We start from the raw sequence: 17,533 nt of genomic DNA, 5'->3' as shown, positions 1-17,533 counted from the left end.
TACGCCTTGGTGTCTCGTAGCAACTAAATGTAAATTATATTGCGTCTAATGCCATAATCTTGCATCCGCTTTGATTTGGTTCAGTAGCAACAGGCGAACGACATAAAAGTCCAGTTGTAGGGCAAAAGGATAACTCTCTTTAGTTAACCCTAAAACAGCGATGTGAGCAAGGGTGTCCTTAGCTACTTACATTCTAGACTGATTGATTTGTAAATTGTGAATGATCGTTTGCTGGCGGAGAGTCAGGATCATATAGGTTCGCAAACGTGCAAATAGTACAGCCTCCTTCAGGCTGCTGCCTTACTTACTCGATTTCCGACCTGTGAATGTCCGGTTATGGAATTATATGTGTGCGTCCTTACAACAAAGGATGTATACATATTGGAACTAAATTGCAAAAAAGTCAATACATAGCACAAGCGTTTTGACGCTTGTGCAAGTTGGATGCAACAACTAACAACAGACTATCAACGCCCAAGTTACCAAAAAACAATCAAACACCAACGAATTAGACAATACAATTAACGAGAAATGAATGCGGCCGCAGGCCGTTTAGAAATCATCGCGTCAGCGATACAGCTAAGACGGCCATGCGAATACTCCTGGCTGGCATGTTGTCGGGTTTGACAACTCCCGTCAGGCGACGCAAGTTGTTTGAGGAACGAGGTGCATTGCCAGTGGCAATGCCGGAGTGACGAGTCCTTGCGTCGGTTGTTAAAACGAACAACTATGACACTAAGAGTTGGAGCCTCTGGCCTAGTTTTAGGTCCAGGACCTTTTGGCAGCAAAAGGTCCTGGTCGCCTGCAGGTGAGAGTCGCCGGTGGCGAATCGCAAGGGAACCTTCCGGGTCAAGCTATGCCTGACACCGTGAAGTTCCGGGTTCGCGGAACGTGAGCGAGAGCCTGCATCCGTAAGAAGGAGATCTTTCGACTTCGTCCGACCATCCTAAGGATAGCCGGGCTTCGCTCAAGATGACAGGGATGTGGGTGTAGTGCCTCTCTGGCGAACCGGCATGATTGCGACGCGTTCGTGCCTGAGGCGAGAGTGAAATTGTGACGCCTACCTTTTCGCGAAGCGGAACCCAAAAGTGCTTCCCTTGCCTTCTTCACTTTCAAACACTATTGAGCCGCCCTGCGCAATCACGACTTTTTTAGCCATATATAGCCCCAGCCCCGTACCATCTGGGCGCATACGGCGCGCGTTGTCGGCGCGGTAGAACTTGGAAAAAAGATGCCGCTGTAGTTCACGCGGCACCCCTATACCGCTGTCGGTGACCTTAAATTCGACCGCATTTGCAGACTCTGTCAGGCTTAGTGTTATCGTACCGCCCTCGGGAGTGTAGTACAGTGCATTGTCGACAAAGTTCATTACTACCTGATGAATTTTGCCTTCGTCCAGCGGTAGCAGGCTAAACGTTGTAGGCGTGACCCACTGAAGAGTGATATTTTTTGCGTTGGCAGATTCTTTCAGCTGTGCAACTTCCTGGTCTATCACCATGCGAAGGTCGGTAGGCTGAGCATCTATGACAAATTTGCCCGTGTTAATGCGTGAAAGATTCAGTAGATCGGCTATAAGATTCACCATGCGCTGACTACTCATGTAGGACTGCTTCAGCAGCTCTTCTTGCTGCGGCTTCAGCGCTCCAGCATCCCCCTCCAGCACCATACTCAGGTAGCCCTTTACGCTCGTCAGGGGCGTACGCAATTGGTGACTTGCCATAGAAATGAACTCATCTTTTGTCTCATCAAGCTTTTTGAGCTTTTCGTTCGCTGTCCGATACTTCCGCGTCTGCTCTTCAACCTGGGAACGAAGGGTTGTGTTAAAGTGTTGTATCTCCTCAAAATGAAGTGCGTTCTGCATTGCAATTACCAAAGTATTTGATACGGCCCCTAGAACTTGTGCGTCTTGCAGATCATAACCCTTACCGCTCTTGCGCTGTCCCAGCAACATATAGCCGATTAACTCCTTTTTTGTGCCTCGTCCAGAAGTCAACCGTGCTACGGCAAAAATATCAGACTCGTGAAGAACTGTTTTGAGCCCAGAGTCTTCTTCAGTCAACAACGATGTTATGACAATATTTTCGGTAATCTGCCGCAGAGCACGCTCTAGCCGCTCTGCGCTAAAATCCCTCGATCCAATAGAAGGATCACCTACGACCCTCAGGCTTGTTTTATCTACGCCTTTGAGCACAAAACAACAGTACTCAGGATGCACATGGTGCTCGAGAAGATTTGTTGTATCTCTTAATAACTGCTGTAGATCGATTGTAGCCACAAGAGCCTTGTTTAGCTCCGCAATTAGTTTCGTCGGATCATATGCGTCCCTGAAAAAAATTTTATTAGTGGTCCTATCAAACCATTGTCGCAGTCTGTTGTAATTTGTTGACGATATGGTTCCTATGATTACAGCTATAATAAAATCTTTTATATGAAATTTCAAATCAAATACTACCAACATCAATAATATAATCGGCGCAACATATAGCACCGCCAGTATTAAAGCAGTAAGTGAATAAACACCAGCACGCAACACAAAGCCGCGAATATCAAACAGCTTGTGGCGTAATATAGCCATAGCCGTTATGCCAACGTAGAGCATTGTAAAAAGCGGCCCGAGCCAAATATAATCTGTCTGCCCTCTTAACGGTAGGCCGAGATTCGTAATGGAAGCAAAAATGCTCGTTAGAAATACTCCAGCAAAGACATATTCAAGCTGTACTTTCTGTACCACTCCAGATCTGCGTGCTCTTTTAATTAGCGCGAGATACGAGATGGCAAAATAGGTAGTGAAGTAGACAGTATATACCAGCCACCCCTTAGGGTTAACGACAACGACATTCCTCCCATAACCCGCTATATGTATATCGGCGACGAGTATTGTTTGCTGAAGTGCAATAACGACGGACAAGCCGATGCTTACAACAGAAAGAACTGCTCCAAATAAACCAATTGTAACCTGTTTTTGGGAATGAAAGTTCAACGAAAACAGCACTAGAAACAGCGCCGTGAACATAGGCCCAATATAGAATAGTCTTGACCCGAGCCCGATTGATAAATCACTAGACCCATAAAGTAAAAGGGCATCACCTAAAGCCCAAATACAAAGAAATAATATAGATGCACTGAAAAATATATTGGAAAGTAACTTACGATCGCGCAATAGTATCAAAGCCCCGAGCGCGAGGTTTACTGGAATGATAGCAAGTAGTGATATTAGGACAGGCTGCATTATTGTTACGCAAAGAACATCACAACTAGTGTACCACAAAAAGAATGATTATATCTGACGCGCAGCTTTTATGTTCAATGGCTATCGTGTGATAACCGGCAAGTCAACTGGTTTTCCAAAACTTTGGAAGGGAGCGACCCTTATGCCAGCACCCTTTAGTAGCTCACCAATTTTCTGTGCCGCCTGGGGTGTGACTGCCGATCGTAAGGCTAGGTCATATCGTCCAGTCCTCGCTATGGCTGCCGCTTCAGCTTCACATCCCCAAACATTTGAATCAGTCATAAGACCAGTATGATCACCGAAAAGATAGCCTCCAAGCCGCGTCGTCGTTCTATCGGTGCTAGTGTCGTCCCCTACCACCCACACCACTTTTCCTCCACGCGACTCAACTTCGTCTCTGTCAAATGCCCCTGGCTGACTGTCGTCAATGATTACTTTCTTCGATAAATCAATTGCAGGAAAATCTCGAGCAAAATTAACTGTACTTGTTATTGCAGACACGACCACATTAGATTCACTAAAGACGCCATCGATTGCACCCGCTACGTATACTCTTGCCTTGTCAGTGGGACTCAGAGAATTCATCACACGCTCCATTGTCCTCACATCGTGAACAATAAATTTCGTTGACGGGTATTTCTGGAGCAATAGCGCCAGACTTGACCTTCCAATCGAGCCTGCGCTGCCAATTACGCCTATCTTATCTTTTGATAGGCCGGTATCCTCTATTACTTTGTCAACGGTGCCTCCTATCAGAGCGACTGTCCCGCCGTGACCTGTTGTAGTCGTAAGCCCATTTACGCGTATCCTTCTGCCATAGTCAGTTAAAGCTGGAAGTACAGCCCCAAGCCCCATTACCTCAGCACCGAGTCTTTTTTTTGCGAAAGAGGCGGCTTGGTTGATGACAGTAAGAGCAATCAGCCCTGCAACCTTATTGCCTACTTCCACTCCTCGATTCCCGAGGAATTTTCTGGGGATTCGCTGCATATCACCAACAATATCACCAAATAGTGGCACGAAAAGAACGTGTCCCTGCCTACCAGTGCCGTCTGGTGCATATGACTCGATTACGCTTGGCGGCATATCGTCAAGAAGATACAGCATCTCCCGCCCGCTACATTGCTTCACCATGGGCAAAAACGGTGTTATCTCGCTTGGGTATAGATGTCCATTTCCGCGCGTAACCCGAGTGGGCACGGCGAATACAAAGCTTCCGGCACTATCAGGCTCTTCCCGGCCAGCATAAACATCATGCGCACGCTCGGTAAAAGCCAGCGATCTTGCAACATCTTCATCGGTAGCACGACCCTGGCTAATGAGCAATGAGCCGGCTTTTTCCATTTTTTTAAGGTGTTCACCCCCTGGGTATCTAGGCAAATAACTAGGTACGTGCCCTTCCGGGCAAATAGAAGGCATATTTGTGGTACCTGATTCAAAAGTTTGTATCATACTCGTGTAATAATATCATTTATTATGTAATAGGTCAATAATGTATTATTTAAATTTCCAAATAAAAACACAACGTAAACATTCGACCTGGTCGAGTTTACGTTGCGCTTATTTCAAAATGTACTTTCTCTACGATACTAGCAAAAATCCCTCATAAAATCAATGCCGGGTAAGAGTTATGTTAGTATTACATCATATGGCATCTGTAAAGATTGCGGTTGTTGAGGACGAGGTTGCGATTCGGCGACTGTACGAGACAAAATTTCGGCTTGAGGGTTTTACTGTTTTGACCGCTGGCGATGGAGCGGCTGGGTACAGGTTGCTCAAAAATGAACAGCCAGATGTAGTTTTGCTAGATCTCCGTATGCCCGGCATGCAGGGCGAGGAGCTGCTGGCGAAGGTACGCGCTCAAGATTGGGGAGCCTCCATGCGAGTGATCATCCTGACGAACTTGAGTCGGGACGAAGCACCCTCTTCTCTGCGCTTTTTACACGTCGATCGCTACATCGTAAAAGCTCACTATACACCTTCACAGGTAGTGGACGTTGTCCGAGAAGTTCTGCGCCTCCCAAAGCACACTTAGGGTAATAGCAATAACGAAGGTTGTCGTTCGGCTGACCCACACTCACTTTTTACTCCTGTGTCATCCCGACCCCCGTATCAAGTACGGGGTAAACTCCGTGGAGGGATCTCGTTAGGCGTACATCAGACGGGATCTTTCGGCTTCGCTCAGGATGACATTCAAAAAGTGAGTGTGGGTCAGGTCGTTCGGCCTGACCCACACTCACTTTTTTGACACATAACAAAAACGACCCTACAGTTTTGGTTACAAAAGCTAAAACAGAAAGGTCGTTTTCTAATGACTACACTACAAAAGATGGCAACTGCTGTAAAGCGGCTGCGTGCGACATACATCCCAAAAGCTAAGGCTCGTCGCTTCTTCCTCGGAGTTGAACAGTTTTCCCTTCAGGAGTTCTGTTCGCTCAACGCTGCTGGTCGAACGCTTGGGCTGAATCGCTGGACTGGAGAAAACCGCATTCGTCGGTTAGTTACTGACGAGGAACTGCCAGTGCGCTTGCAGCGATTGTTGGTTAGCGAAGCGTTAGCTTCGCATACTGGTCGGTGGTACTGCTCTCTGGACCACTCTCAATTCGGCCCGTTTTGTATCGCCATCTTGGCGGTGTCGCATCGCAAGGGTCGAGCTATACCCATTTGGTGTCAGGTGAACCTCAGCGAAGCAGCTCTCATTGCGCCACTTCTAGTGGCGCTGGAGGGACTGTTCCATTTCCTTCAAGTTAATGCACCAGATCTGCAACTGGTACTTGTCATGGATCGCTGGTTTGCTAGTGACAAACTGTTCACTTTGTTTGCCCTGTACGATGTGCACTTCATCGCTCGTACCAAGAGCGACAAGCTCGTTCAGCTTCCCTGGGATCCCAGCTGGTGGAAGGAACCCATCCATGACATTAGTCATGAGGAATTACCCATCACGTACCATACACATAAGCTCCGACTTATTCGTTCGGATTACAATCCGAACATGAAGGATCCGGAGCCCTGGTTTTTGTTGACCAACCTACCGAGCGAGGGAACAGAGGCCCTCACCAGAAGACAAGTCCTGAACCGTTACGCAGAAAGGTTCGAAATTGAAGAAGCCTTCAAGGATGTGAAGTGGTTGCAACGATTGGAGTGGCAACGAGTCAGAAAACCACAAGTCATCCGTAACTTGCTGCTGTTTGTCTTCCTCGGTTGGTGGTTACTGTGGCGCTATGCGGTCAAAGTACTACCAAAACAACAGCAGAAGATTCATCCCAAGAAACGACTGAGCTGGTTCAAGCAAGCCTGGGAGTATATGCAACGGCTACTACGTACGCCGCTGCTACCACCGATACCGGTGGCTCATGTACGGGGAGGAGGAAAAAAGTGAGTGTGGGTCAGGTCGTTCGGCAATAATTTTGGCCGTATTGTATAATACAAAGTATGAGCAAAAAAGTAGCTATTGTAGAAGACGATCAAGCCATAAGTACCATGTACCGCATAAAGTTTGAGGCAGAGGGCTTTATAGTAGAGACTGCTGCCAATGGCAAACTTGGGCTGGAGCTGGCTGAATCGATGAAACCGAACATCATCCTCTTAGACCTCATGATGCCGGAAATGAACGGCGGCGAAATGCTCAAAAAACTCCGCAAAACCAGTTGGGGTAAAGACATTAAGGTTGTCATCCTCACAAACTCAGGTGAGGAGCAAGCACCCCCAGACCTAAAGGAACTCGGCATCCGTCGCTACATTGTCAAGGCAGAAATGACCCCCCGACAGGTTGCCGAAATGGTAAAAACCGAACTCGCCGCCTAACCTCCACCTCTCCAATAACCGTGAAAGCTCCGACCTTTCACGGTTATGGTTCGCGGTTCGAGCGTGAAAGGTCGGAGCTTTCACGGCGCTACCGAGGTAGTTTCATGGGGTGTCAGGATCATCTGGGTTATTGGCCAGCTGCCATTTGAGCAAAGAAAGTTCTCGCATTGAGTCTTGGTACTCGTCTACAAAATCCAGGTATTCGCGACGCGAATGGAATAAGTCAATGATCTTTTCGGTATGAAGCCACTCTGGTGGTGCTTGTGTACGCTGATAGTACTTGAGGCTCGAATAAGGCCACGTCTGGTGCTGCTCCGGATTGAGGTGGATATAACGGGATATATGGTGCAGGTATGCGCCTGCATTGATGTGTGATGCTTTGTATCGCCCCTGAAACAGGCCGCCTACGCGAGCATAACGACTATTGAAATACATAACGTAGCCAGTTGTCACCCGACGCATGAGCTTCGCGACACCCTCCTGGCTAACCTGATATAACAACAGGTGAAAATGATTTGGCATCAAGCAATATGCCAGCAACTGAACTTCAGAGCCAATGGTCACGGCTTTGTGCCGATTTGCTTTATTGTAGTTTTCGCCTACCAGATATTTTTTGAGGAGGCCAAGAAACACGGTGTAGTCTTGCTCGTCAAGGAAAATTACCCGCTTCTCAACACCCCTGTTGTACACATGGTAGTAGGCGTTTTCTGTAAATTCCCGAACCGTATTTCGACTTGCCATAGCGTGAAAGCTCCGACCTTTCACGCATGAATATAAGCCAAACAGATACAGTCATGCAAGCATAAGCGTGAAAGGTCGGAGCTTTCACGCAGGGGAAATGAGGTAAAATGGAGGGATGAAGATTGCGATTGTTGGTTTTGCGACAGAGGGTGTAGTAAGCGCTGCGTATTTTGCGGCGCAAGGGCACAGCGTGACCGTGTGCGACCAAAACACAGCGGTTGTGGTTCCCGAAGCATACGAGCCACAGCTTGGTGATGGCTATCTTGCAAACTTAGACCGGTTTGATGTAGTTGTGCGCAGCGCAGGAATACACCCGTCAATATTGCTGGCTGCGAACCCGAACTTAGAAAGCAAGATTACGACGGCTGTGGATGAGTTTCTGCGAGCGTGCCCGACCAAAAACGTCATAGGCATAACCGGTACCAAAGGCAAAGGCACAACCTCAACCCTGACCGCAAAAATGTTAGAAGCAGCCGAAAAAACAGTCTGGTTGGGCGGCAACATTGGCCGTTCCCCGCTTGAGTTTGTAAACGAAATTAAGCCAGACGACTGGGTTGTACTGGAACTCAGTAGTTTTCAGCTCTGCGACGTCCGGCACTCACCACATATCGCGGTATGCCTTATGGTTGTGCCCGAGCATCTGAACTGGCACGCAGATATGGCCGACTATACGGCTGCAAAAAGAAGGCTTTTCCTGCAGCAAAATCGCGACGATGTCGCAATTTATTTTGCGGGGAATGAAATATCTACAGAGATAGCCTCCCAGAGCCATGGGCAAAAAATCCCATATTTTCAAACGCCAGGTGCATTTGTAGAGAACGGCACAATTACTATTAGTGGGGCGGAAATTTGTACAACCAGCGAGCTCAAACTCCTGGGCAAACACAACTGGCAAAATGCCTGCGCGGCTACCACTGCCGTCTGGCAGGCCCTCCAGCCAACAATCCCAGGTGAAATCAACACCGTAAAAACCGCCATCCGCGGTGTATTGACTACTTTTTCAGGGCTTGAGCATCGTCTCGAATTTGTGCGTGAAATAGAAGGTGTCAAATACTACGATGACAGTTTCGGTACAACGCCCGAGACTGCCATTGTCGCCATAGAGGCCTTTGCACAGCCAAAAGTAGTTATCCTAGGCGGGTCGGATAAGGGCGCTCCCTACGACGAACTTGCACGCGCTGTTGCATCAAACGATGTTCGTAAAGCGCTTCTTATAGGCGACCAGGCCGGACGCATCCAGGCGGCGCTTGAACGCGTTGGGTTTCGCGACTTTATACCTGGTGGCGAAAGCATGACCGCAATCATTACAAATGCTCGCTCCTCCGCAGAACCAGGAGATGTGGTTCTACTCTCCACAGGTTGTGCAAGTTTTGGTATGTTTGAAAATTACAAAGATAGAGGAAATCAGTTCAAGCAAGTTCTGCAATCACTCGTCTAAGCTCGGCAACAATAGCTTCTTCTGGTTGCATAACTTGAGCTCGGTCGCGACATAGCGCCTGAATTTCGTCCTGTATCCAATGATAATGCGTACACCCAAGAACAAGGACGTCGGCACCCGCACGCAAAACGGGCTCAATCACTTCCTCTAAGCGTGCTCGGTTCATGGCGTCGTGTTCGATAAGCACGGACCAATCACTACAATCCGGTTCGAGTACAGTAAGGCCTTGGGCATGCAGCTGTTTTAGTTTGCTGTACCGAGGGCTGGCAAGTGTTGTCGGCGTTGCACAAACAGCAATGACGCCAGTCTTTGTCATTTTGGCGGCGGGCTTAATCATCGGCTCAACAGCGACAAGCGGCACGCTGAAATGTTCGCGTAATCTTGAGATAAGGGTTGTCGTTACTGTGTTGCATGCTATAACAACTACCTGGCACCCATCGTCTACGAGCGAGTGTACCACGGGCACAACGTACCCAAAAAGTTCATCTGGCGATTTTGTAGCATACGGAAAGTGCTCTGGAGAGTCATGGCGAAATACAACGGAGTGTTCAGGCAAAGCCCGCTCTATTGCTTGTGCGACGCTCAACCCGCCAATGCCCGAGTCAAATACACCTATTTTCATAGCACTATTTCGCGCTAGCCTCGGCGGCGCGGATAGTGTTTTCAAAGAGGGCACAAATGGTGAGCGGGCCAACACCGCCCTTGCGCGGGGTGAGCGTAATGTCGTCGCGTTCGTAGACATCGTCTGCAACATCGCCAACGGTTTTGCCCTTTTCGCCAGCCACTCCAGCATCGCATACCACCGCACCCGGCTTCACCATGTCTGAGGTAATGAGCCCGGCACGGCCGGTCGCGGTAATGATAACGTCTGCTTCCAAGCACAGTTCTTTCGTATTTGGCGTCTGACTATGAATGAGCACAAAGTTGTAGCCGCTTTCTGTAAACATCTTGATGAGCGGTGCGCCCACCAACTTGCCACGCCCAATGAGGGCAATGCGTGCGTTTTGGAGGTCAACATTATAGCCTGCCAAGAGCCAGAGTATAGCCATAGGTGTTGCTGGGGTGTACGGCGCTGTTTCGCCCAGCCCATCCACATCCTTTTCGGGGGCAATTGCGTTTACTACTTCATCTGTTTCGGATGCATCAGCCAGCGGTAGCTGCACGATTATACCGTGTACGTTCGTATCGGCGTTTAGGTTGGCAAGCAATCCTGTAACCTTTGCCTGCTCAACATAGTGTATGTCTACATCTACGCCAATATCCGCACCGTAACGCTGTTTCATGCCCATGTAGGTTAGGCTGGGGCCGTGTTCGAGAGTGTAGACTATGGCCAGCTTGGGCTGCACGCCCATTGTTTGCTTGACGCGCCGGACATCTTTTGCCTGCCGCTCTTTGATAAACCCTGCTAATTCGAGGCCATTGAGTAATTTCATGTCACTCATTGTATCAGTCGTGGCGTACTCTTGCCAAAACAGAGGTATTTTGGTACACTTTCGCCTGTTAAACCCGTATTAAAAAGGTGTAACACTACCCGGGTCAGTAGCTCAGCTGGTTAGAGCGTCTGCCTCTTAAGCAGAATGTCGAGGGTTCAAGTCCCTCCTGACCCTCCAAAGAAAAACACCCCCTCCCCAAGGATGGGGTGTTTTTCTTTGGAGAGAAATGACCTCACTAACAAAGCTGCCGTGCCGGTGAGTCCCTCCTTTCCGACTTTCATGGGAGATAGGTAGCGGCGCGGGTTAAAGAGCCTCTTACCACTTTGCCATTCATTAATCTATGGCTTCTGTGGAGATAGCTTTTGATATCATAAAACTATGCAATTTGCGTTCAGTTCTGAACTATGGCTTTACCCAGGAGAAGGAGCATGGGTTTTTGCCACCCTTCCCGCAAAGATTGCCCAGGACATAAAGCTGGTTACAAGTACATCACCGAAAAGGGGTTTCGGCTCAATACGAGTACGGGCAGCAGTAAACGATACCGAATGGTTTACATCGATATTCCCAGACAGAAAAACAGGTTCTTACCTACTTCCCATAAAGCAAGATGTACGAAAAAGGGCTAAAATATCGACCGGAGATAGGTGTAAATTTACTATTTACATCGAAGATGTTTTTTAGCTAATTCTTGTTGGGAAAAATGGGGTTGTTCCCGCGCAGCGTTCTCTTGAGCTACTTGCCACAAGGGTATTCCGGGTGCGGCGCATGATTTTATAGCGTTATATGCTACATTTATTCTATGAAGAAAATAACCGCGCGGTCACTCAAGAAACTCAATATCATCGCCGGCTGCTTGCATCTGGCGCAAGCCGTGGCGGTCCTCTTACTCAGCAAGTCATTGCCTGTGCCCGTTAGCGGTAACTACCTCGAGTTCGACAAAGCAACCCAGTCACTCCAACCGACAACAACGACGCTTTTTAACGTTGACCTGCCCTGGCTGATTGCTGCCTTCTTTTTCCTCTCGGCCTTTTTCCACTTTACTATCGCCACTGTGTACAACAGGCGCTATGCTGCCGACCTCAAACTCGGCATAAACAAACTACGCTGGGTCGAATACGCCATTTCGGCCAGCACCATGATGGTCGCCATTGGCATGTTAGTGGGTATCTACGATTTCAGTTCACTGCTGATGATGTTTAGCCTGACCGCCGTCATGAACCTGCTCGGGCTCGTCATGGAAGTGCACAACCAAACCACCAAAAAGACTAATTGGCTCAGCTTCAACCTTGGTACCTTCGCTGGCCTCATCCCTTGGGTAGTCGTGGCATTTTATATGTGGCTCGGAGCAGCCAATGGGAGTGCCGCCCCAACGTTTGTGTACTGGATATCTGTCTCTATTTTCGTATTTTTCAGCTGCTTTGCGCTGAATATGGTGCTGCAGTACAAGCAGGTTGGTAAATGGCGCGATTACCTCTACGGCGAACGCGCCTACATCATTTTGAGCCTTGTGGCCAAATCGCTCTTGGCGTGGCAGGTCTTTGGTGGCACGCTCCGTCCATAATCATTGCATTCTGCATGTTTTCGCTATACTCTGGAAGAAATAGGTTTAAAGAGAGGCTTAGCTCACTATGAACGGAACCAAGGTTACTATCAACCCAGATGATTTATATATAGTAACTGGTACGGTTCACCCAAAGCTTGCTGAGGAAAGTGTTAAACACATGGGGCTAGAGCTTGGTCCGGTCAACCGGAAGCGCTTTGCAAACAGTGAACTGTATGTCCAGTACGAGCAGTCGGTACGCGGCAAGCACGTCATTATTATTCAAACATTTGCGCATGATTATAAACGGCACCTTTCGGTGAATGACGCGCTTATGGAAACTATGCTGCTCATAGATGCAGCACGCCGTTCATCTGCCCGCGAAATAACAGTCGTCATACCATACCTTGGCTACAGCCGACAGGACCGAAAAGCAAAAGGGCGCGAACCAATTTCGGCTGCCGTGGTCACGCGCATGCTTGAGATGGCTGGTGCGCACCGCTTGGTCACTATAGACATGCACTCGTCGCAGGTACAGGGAACATTTCATGGACCGTTTGACCACCTCATAGCCGAACGACTCATTTTAGATGGGCTAAAAACTGAGATGGGCGACCGCGACCCAGAACTTTTTGCCATTGTTTCGCCAGACACCGGTCGAGCCAAAGATGCCGAGCGGGCTGCTGATATCCTGGGTGTTCGCTTGCGTCACCTGCAAAAGACCCGTGACCGGCACGACAGTAGCAAACTTATTCGCCCCAAGAAGCTTCAGGGCGTCGAGGGCCGTATATGCTTCATGACAGACGACATGATAGATACTGCTGGCACACTTGTAACGGCCGCCGAGACGCTCCGTAAGTCTGGCGCGACTGCGGTTATTGCGAGTGCAACACACGCCCTGCTCTCCGACCCAGCAATAGAGCGTCTTGAAGGTGGTGCTATAGACAAATTAATCGTAACCGATACAGTACCCATCGATTACGCCAAAAAGGTTCTTGGCGATAAACTCACCGTCATACCAGTTGCCCCCATGATAGCAACAGCCCTGCACGAAATAGCCACCGGCGGCTCCGTGTCTGACCTTTTTGACGGCCGTAATTATTCGTAGCGACTTGCTTTTGTGTCAGCAAGTAGTTGCCGAGCAGCTGCCGAGTGCTTGCACTCGTCGGGATACAGATTGAAGGTCATGGTTGCGCCAGCTACCACTATGTCTACCGTGCAGACGAGCGGCTTGATTTGCTGTGAAAAAGTTACTTGTTGTGCCGAGGCGGGTGCACAAGATGCAATGACGCACGCAAGCGCGTAACCAAAAATAAACAAGCGCCTCACCACATGTTTCATACCATACACTGTAGAGTATTTTAGCAGCGGGTCAAGCTAGTAGAGAACCCAAACACGAACTGGAACTAAATCGCGCTAGACACGCGTTTCGCACTTTGAGTTCATGTGCATTTTCTCCTTGAAGCATCCTGAATCAAGTTCAGGACAGGCTCCAGGAGCCGTACTGTACTACGGCGAGTGGTGTCGCAGTCGCGCAGGAAAGAAAGAAGTTTACTTTTTCTTTCCGAGCAGTGAGAAAAGAGGCGAAGCCGATGTACCGGAGAGGAAAAATGTGCAGGAGTCGAACCGGGGCTCCCAAGGTATCGGAACGATTCATTGGGGTGGGGAGAAGCCAGCGGTGCGGCCAACTTCGCTGGGCGGGAGGCTGGCTGGTGCGAAATTCGTGCTAGATAAAGATGATTTGGCTACCTGGCACATAGCGTTCGTAAAACTGGCCGACGGTAAGCACGCCGTCCGTGTCATCCCACAGGTCGCTTTGTTCTAGTTTAAACATTTCCATGGCAAGCTTGCAGGCATACACGTGCCCGCCAGCCGCCTTGATAATGTCGAGGAATTCGCTTACGCCCGGTATATCAAGCTCGGCCATGCGCTTTTGCATCATGTGTGTTGCAAAGGTCTCCATGCCAGGTACGACCCCGGCAATTTCCGGCATATGCATACCTGGGTTACCACTCATAGCAACCTTTAAGTGCTCCATGCGTTTTTTGGTGATGGCGTCGAGGCCAAAGAACGTAAAGAACATGTCGCACTCTATGCCTTCGCTGCGAGCGCCGTTCGCCAGGATGAGCGCGGCGTACACGCTGTCTATACCTGCCTTGCTCACAATAATCATCATTTTTTTCAGTGCTGGGCCCTGCTGCGTTTCGCAGCGGCAGGCATGACAGTCTTTGCATTGGTTGCAGACATGACACATTTCGTGGCCAGTGTGTTCAGTTTTGTGCGGGTGTTGTTCTGACATAGTGCCTCCTACAGACAGCTTGTTGGTTTATGTAATCCGGCAATTTTGCTGGCATTTTTTAGTGGGCCGCCGGGAAACAGCTGGTAGAACTCCTTTATGTCGACAATTCCGGAACTACCAACTTTGCGAATGTTGAGTTCAACCCCTTGCGCAACCTGTTCACGGAGCCAGTTCAGCACATCCCAGTGCTTTTGCGAAAGTTCATGTATGCCCAGTTCCGCAGCAATTGCCGTGGCAATTTCGCCGTTCCAGGCATCTTTGTTCGTCATGTAGCCTTCTACGTCGACATCGACTTCTTGGCCAGCAATGGTTTTATTCACGACCACCCTCCTTCGGTTGATTTAGTTGATTTGGTTGTTCATTTGGCACACTAGAAACTTGTGGTTGTTCCACCTGGGATGGTTCATTTTCCTCTGGTGGTTTCACCTGGGATTGCGCCGGTACATCTTGACTCATGTCTCTTGTCTCATAACTCTCTGATACTCTAGTATCGGCTGGAATATTCTTCCCTTTCAAACTCATTTGTTCAGGGATAAACGGAATCCTGCGGCCAGGCAAAAGCATGTGCCAGTAGATCCAGCGAAAAGCCAGTTTCCCCCAGTGGTTCAACCGGCTGGGGTTAAGCAGCTTCATCGGGCCAATGCCTGCAAACGGGAAGGTACCTTCGTATGGCTGCGTGTCGTAGTTAAAATCAAGCAGCAGCGCCTTACCACCGCCACATTCTACAAAGCAATTACTGTGGCCATCAAATGTTTCTTCCACTGGGCGACCAGCCAAAAAGTGGTCGATGTTTCGCCGGAGTGTGTGAGCCTCGAAGTGCCCGACCGACCCCGCCTTACTTGTTGGTACATCAGCGGCGTCGCCTATAGCAAAAATATGTGGGTACTTAGTAGACTGTAGGCTGTGGTGATTTACTTCCACAAACTCCACATCATTCACGAGCTCATTGCCTTGCAAAAACTTCGCACCAACGTTCATAGGCACGCAAACAAGCAGGTCATACGGCACTTCGCGGCCATCGTAACACACGACTTTTTTGGCTGCTTGGTCCACCTTTTCGGTAAGAAAATCTGTTACCACTTCGACGCTACGGTCTGAGAGCATGTGGCTAAGCTTGGCAGCGGCGACTGGCTTGGTGAAAGCCCCGGGAAGCGGCGTTACGTATGTTAACTTTACTTTCTCGCGCATCTTACGGCGCTTGAAGTAATCATCTGCCAAGAAGGTGAACTCCAGGGGCGCGACTGGGCATTTGATAGGCATTTCCATAATCTGCACAACCAGGTTGCCACCCTGAAACTTCTGAAGAGCCTGGCGTAGCGCCTCGGCACCATCGGGAGTGTAGTAATCGTGAATGTCTTTGCGCCAGCCCTCACCCACAAGCCCTTCCGTCATGGTTGGGTCTGTTTGTGTACCCGTGGCTATAACCAAAACATCGTAGCGAACACACTCACCCGAGTCGAGTTGCAGTGTTTTCTCGGCAGGCTGCAGGCTTTGCACCACGGCTCGAAGGTGATTAACCCTTTTTCGGAGCAGGCGAACAAGTGGCTTTCTCAGCTGGTTCAACTGGTACTGCCCAAACGGGACAAACAGAAAGCCGGGCTGATAGTAATGTGTTTTAGCCGGGTCAATAACCGTTACATGGTGGCCAGACTTCACCAGCTTATTTGCAACCATTATGCCGGTAGTTCCGGCGCCAATGATAACGATGTGTTTGTTTTTGGCGTCTTCTTGGCCCATCGCAAAGAATCTCCTTACATTCATCGTAGCACTGCATAACCATAACCTCAAGCAGTGAGTGTCTCAGGAAGCTCTCATGAAACATGGGTATCATACGGCAGTTGCAACACATATCAACCGTAAAGGAGAATGCCCATGAAGAAATCGTTAGTAACCGCAGGCGTCGCTGCTATGGTGGCCGTCACCGGACTCACCGGACTCGGTATGGCAAGCGCCGCCACGCAAAACAATGGCTCCCACCCTATGTCGGGCCTCGTCAGCGCCATTGCGAAGAAATTTAACCTGAAAGAAAGTGATGTGCAGTCAGTGTTTGACGCCAACCGCGCCGAAATGAAAGCCCAGCGTGAAGCAGAAGTGAAAACTGAACTCGCTACTCTGGTGAAAGACGGCAAGCTTACCCAAGCGCAAGCCGATGCCATCACTGCCAAGCGTGCCGAACTGCAAAAAACCCGTGAGGCCAACCGCGCCAGCATGGATAGCAAAACCGACGCCGAGCGAAAAGCAGCTATGGATGCTGAACGCACCGCTCTCGATAAGTGGTTTAGCGACAACGGCATATCGACCGACTACCGCTACCTCGTCTTTGGCGGCGGGCGCGGTCACGGCGGCCCGGGAGGCCCCGGTGGACCACGTGGCGACCACAAACGAGGTGATTCTTCGCAAAATGCCAACACGAAAGTCAACCAGTAATTTCACCGCATCCGCCACAAACACCCTTGGTAGTTTCACCCGGGGTGTTTGTAATTTCGTTTTCAGTCTACAATTTTGAGTCAATTTTCAATGAGCAAATGCCAAACGCCCAGCAACCAACGTTCAAGGCGCAGTCTCAGGCCGCTAGTTTACAGTAGCGCATGATACGGTTATGCCAGAGAGGTCTACGGTGAGTACTTTTCTTGATGCAGTAAGGGGTGATTCTTGGGAAACCGGGTGAGAGCCGCCTGTGGCGGGTCGCAAGGGAATCTTCACCTGGAAGCTATGCTTTCATGGTAGAAGTTCCGAGGCTACGGAACGTAGCTGCATAACGACTGATTTGCCCATGGCTGCTTGGTTGCTTGCGCGCGGAAGCTGTTTGAACGAAACAAAGTGCAGTGAGTTCTGCACAAGCCAAACAAGCAAGCAGTCATGGGCAAGTAAGCCGGTCGTTTGCATTCTCCCCGGCGGTTTACTCTCATTTTGTCCGTACAAAATGAGCCGCTTGGCAGGTGCGGGAGCCTGCAGGAATTGAGAGGGTTAGTGAGGCTGTGAGGTTTAGTGAATGCACAGACGGTTGTATAAGCGCATGGATTCCCGCCTGCGCGGGAATGACAGGCTCAGG

At 49.5% G+C, this 17,533-nt stretch carries 18 protein-coding genes and 1 tRNA gene; 9 read left to right on the top strand and 10 right to left on the bottom strand.

Going from position 1 to position 17,533, the window contains the following annotated elements:
* Nucleotides 1-1,060: 1,060 nt before the first annotated feature.
* Both IPP75_06025 and IPP75_06020 read right to left on the bottom strand, forming a co-directional pair.
* Nucleotides 1,061-3,229 carry a hypothetical protein gene (locus IPP75_06025; GenBank protein QQS69435.1) on the bottom strand — a complete coding sequence of 723 codons (2,169 nt, stop codon included), beginning with the start codon at nucleotides 3,227-3,229 and terminating at the stop codon, nucleotides 1,061-1,063.
* An 81-nt stretch (nucleotides 3,230-3,310) separates the two neighbouring features.
* The gene (locus IPP75_06020; protein QQS69434.1) at nucleotides 3,311-4,678 is read right to left on the bottom strand and encodes a hypothetical protein; all 1,368 of its coding nucleotides are present in this window, start codon (nucleotides 4,676-4,678) and stop codon (nucleotides 3,311-3,313) included.
* Nucleotides 4,679-4,874: 196 nt separating this feature from the next.
* On the opposite strand from IPP75_06020, the gene IPP75_06015 reads away from it, so the two are divergent.
* From IPP75_06015 to IPP75_06005, 3 genes are all read left to right on the top strand, one after another.
* A complete protein-coding gene (locus IPP75_06015; protein ID QQS69433.1) occupies nucleotides 4,875-5,261 on the top strand; it encodes a response regulator in 387 nt (128 codons plus the stop codon).
* A gap of 276 nt (nucleotides 5,262-5,537) precedes the next feature.
* Complete coding sequence (locus IPP75_06010) at nucleotides 5,538-6,605, top strand: transposase (protein QQS69432.1); 1,068 nt, start codon at nucleotides 5,538-5,540, stop codon at nucleotides 6,603-6,605.
* A 53-nt stretch (nucleotides 6,606-6,658) separates the two neighbouring features.
* Nucleotides 6,659-7,030, top strand: a complete 372-nt coding sequence (locus IPP75_06005) for a response regulator (protein QQS69431.1) — start codon at nucleotides 6,659-6,661, stop codon at nucleotides 7,028-7,030.
* A gap of 102 nt (nucleotides 7,031-7,132) precedes the next feature.
* Here the strand turns inward: IPP75_06005 and IPP75_06000 are convergent, their stop codons facing one another.
* Nucleotides 7,133-7,771: a transposase gene (locus tag IPP75_06000; protein ID QQS69430.1), complete on the bottom strand. Its 639-nt coding sequence runs from the start codon at nucleotides 7,769-7,771 to the stop codon at nucleotides 7,133-7,135.
* A gap of 115 nt (nucleotides 7,772-7,886) precedes the next feature.
* On the opposite strand from IPP75_06000, the gene murD reads away from it, so the two are divergent.
* A complete protein-coding gene (gene murD / locus IPP75_05995; GenBank protein QQS69429.1) occupies nucleotides 7,887-9,209 on the top strand; it encodes a UDP-N-acetylmuramoyl-L-alanine--D-glutamate ligase in 1,323 nt (440 codons plus the stop codon).
* Here murD and murI read toward each other — a convergent pair.
* Both murI and IPP75_05985 read right to left on the bottom strand, forming a co-directional pair.
* A complete protein-coding gene (murI, locus tag IPP75_05990) occupies nucleotides 9,181-9,831 on the bottom strand; it encodes a glutamate racemase (GenBank protein QQS69428.1) in 651 nt (216 codons plus the stop codon). The two genes, murD and murI, sit on opposite strands and share 29 nt — an antisense overlap.
* Nucleotides 9,832-9,835: 4 nt before the next feature.
* Nucleotides 9,836-10,642: a bifunctional 5,10-methylenetetrahydrofolate dehydrogenase/5,10-methenyltetrahydrofolate cyclohydrolase gene (locus tag IPP75_05985; GenBank protein QQS69427.1), complete on the bottom strand. Its 807-nt coding sequence runs from the start codon at nucleotides 10,640-10,642 to the stop codon at nucleotides 9,836-9,838.
* Nucleotides 10,643-10,742: 100 nt separating this feature from the next.
* On the opposite strand from IPP75_05985, the gene IPP75_05980 reads away from it, so the two are divergent.
* From IPP75_05980 to IPP75_05965, 4 genes are all read left to right on the top strand, one after another.
* Nucleotides 10,743-10,819: transfer RNA gene (locus IPP75_05980), tRNA-Lys, on the top strand.
* Between the two features lie 201 nt (nucleotides 10,820-11,020).
* The gene (locus tag IPP75_05975; GenBank protein QQS69426.1) at nucleotides 11,021-11,323 is read left to right on the top strand and encodes a DUF1905 domain-containing protein; all 303 of its coding nucleotides are present in this window, start codon (nucleotides 11,021-11,023) and stop codon (nucleotides 11,321-11,323) included.
* Nucleotides 11,324-11,441: 118 nt separating this feature from the next.
* On the top strand, nucleotides 11,442-12,203 hold the full coding sequence (gene heR / locus IPP75_05970) for a heliorhodopsin HeR (protein ID QQS69425.1): 762 nt from the start codon (nucleotides 11,442-11,444) through the stop codon (nucleotides 12,201-12,203).
* Between the two features lie 67 nt (nucleotides 12,204-12,270).
* Nucleotides 12,271-13,290, top strand: coding sequence for a ribose-phosphate pyrophosphokinase (locus IPP75_05965; GenBank protein ID QQS69424.1), 1,020 nt, complete (start codon nucleotides 12,271-12,273; stop codon nucleotides 13,288-13,290).
* On the opposite strand, the gene IPP75_05960 is transcribed toward IPP75_05965, so the two are convergent.
* The 4 genes from IPP75_05960 to IPP75_05945 form a co-directional block, all read right to left on the bottom strand.
* On the bottom strand, nucleotides 13,281-13,523 hold the full coding sequence (locus tag IPP75_05960; protein ID QQS69423.1) for a hypothetical protein: 243 nt from the start codon (nucleotides 13,521-13,523) through the stop codon (nucleotides 13,281-13,283). The two genes, IPP75_05965 and IPP75_05960, sit on opposite strands and share 10 nt — an antisense overlap.
* A gap of 385 nt (nucleotides 13,524-13,908) precedes the next feature.
* Nucleotides 13,909-14,436 carry a DsrE/DsrF/DrsH-like family protein gene (locus IPP75_05955; protein QQS70167.1) on the bottom strand — a complete coding sequence of 176 codons (528 nt, stop codon included), beginning with the start codon at nucleotides 14,434-14,436 and terminating at the stop codon, nucleotides 13,909-13,911.
* Nucleotides 14,437-14,489: 53 nt separating this feature from the next.
* Nucleotides 14,490-14,801 carry a TusE/DsrC/DsvC family sulfur relay protein gene (locus IPP75_05950; protein ID QQS69422.1) on the bottom strand — a complete coding sequence of 104 codons (312 nt, stop codon included), beginning with the start codon at nucleotides 14,799-14,801 and terminating at the stop codon, nucleotides 14,490-14,492.
* A complete protein-coding gene (locus IPP75_05945; GenBank protein QQS69421.1) occupies nucleotides 14,794-16,218 on the bottom strand; it encodes an NAD(P)/FAD-dependent oxidoreductase in 1,425 nt (474 codons plus the stop codon). The genes IPP75_05950 and IPP75_05945 overlap by 8 nt, the downstream gene beginning before the upstream one ends.
* A 135-nt stretch (nucleotides 16,219-16,353) precedes the next feature.
* On the opposite strand from IPP75_05945, the gene IPP75_05940 reads away from it, so the two are divergent.
* The gene (locus IPP75_05940) at nucleotides 16,354-16,908 is read left to right on the top strand and encodes a hypothetical protein (GenBank protein QQS69420.1); all 555 of its coding nucleotides are present in this window, start codon (nucleotides 16,354-16,356) and stop codon (nucleotides 16,906-16,908) included.
* Between the two features lie 291 nt (nucleotides 16,909-17,199).
* Here IPP75_05940 and IPP75_05935 read toward each other — a convergent pair whose 3' ends face one another.
* Entirely contained in the window at nucleotides 17,200-17,403 is a 204-nt protein-coding gene (locus IPP75_05935) for a hypothetical protein (GenBank protein QQS69419.1), read from the bottom strand.
* Nucleotides 17,404-17,533: the final 130 nt, after the last annotated feature.

It is taken from the genome of Candidatus Saccharibacteria bacterium (assembly GCA_016700375.1).
Classification (GTDB): Bacteria; Patescibacteriota; Saccharimonadia; order Saccharimonadales; family UBA4665; genus JAGXIT01.
This window is presented reverse-complemented; position numbering and strand designations above follow the sequence as displayed.

Excerpts from the sequence above, each read along its gene's own strand:
- IPP75_06015 (QQS69433.1), top strand. The coding sequence starts at position 4,875 with ATGGCATCTGTAAAGATTGCGGTTGTTGAGGACGAGGTTGCGATTCGG.
- IPP75_05940 (QQS69420.1), top strand. The coding sequence starts at position 16,354 with ATGAAGAAATCGTTAGTAACCGCAGGCGTCGCTGCTATGGTGGCCGTC.
- murI (QQS69428.1), bottom strand. The coding sequence starts at position 9,831 with ATGAAAATAGGTGTATTTGACTCGGGCATTGGCGGGTTGAGCGTCGCA.
- IPP75_05960 (QQS69423.1), bottom strand. The coding sequence starts at position 13,523 with ATGAAACATGTGGTGAGGCGCTTGTTTATTTTTGGTTACGCGCTTGCG.
- IPP75_05965 (QQS69424.1), top strand. The coding sequence starts at position 12,271 with ATGAACGGAACCAAGGTTACTATCAACCCAGATGATTTATATATAGTA.
- IPP75_05985 (QQS69427.1), bottom strand. The coding sequence starts at position 10,642 with ATGAAATTACTCAATGGCCTCGAATTAGCAGGGTTTATCAAAGAGCGG.
- IPP75_05975 (QQS69426.1), top strand. The coding sequence starts at position 11,021 with ATGCAATTTGCGTTCAGTTCTGAACTATGGCTTTACCCAGGAGAAGGA.
- IPP75_06020 (QQS69434.1), bottom strand. The coding sequence starts at position 4,678 with ATGATACAAACTTTTGAATCAGGTACCACAAATATGCCTTCTATTTGC.
- heR (QQS69425.1), top strand. The coding sequence starts at position 11,442 with ATGAAGAAAATAACCGCGCGGTCACTCAAGAAACTCAATATCATCGCC.
- IPP75_05945 (QQS69421.1), bottom strand. The coding sequence starts at position 16,218 with ATGGGCCAAGAAGACGCCAAAAACAAACACATCGTTATCATTGGCGCC.
- murD (QQS69429.1), top strand. The coding sequence starts at position 7,887 with ATGAAGATTGCGATTGTTGGTTTTGCGACAGAGGGTGTAGTAAGCGCT.
- IPP75_06010 (QQS69432.1), top strand. The coding sequence starts at position 5,538 with ATGACTACACTACAAAAGATGGCAACTGCTGTAAAGCGGCTGCGTGCG.
- IPP75_05955 (QQS70167.1), bottom strand. The coding sequence starts at position 14,436 with ATGTGTCATGTCTGCAACCAATGCAAAGACTGTCATGCCTGCCGCTGC.
- IPP75_06000 (QQS69430.1), bottom strand. The coding sequence starts at position 7,771 with ATGGCAAGTCGAAATACGGTTCGGGAATTTACAGAAAACGCCTACTAC.
- IPP75_06025 (QQS69435.1), bottom strand. The coding sequence starts at position 3,229 with ATGCAGCCTGTCCTAATATCACTACTTGCTATCATTCCAGTAAACCTC.
- IPP75_06005 (QQS69431.1), top strand. The coding sequence starts at position 6,659 with ATGAGCAAAAAAGTAGCTATTGTAGAAGACGATCAAGCCATAAGTACC.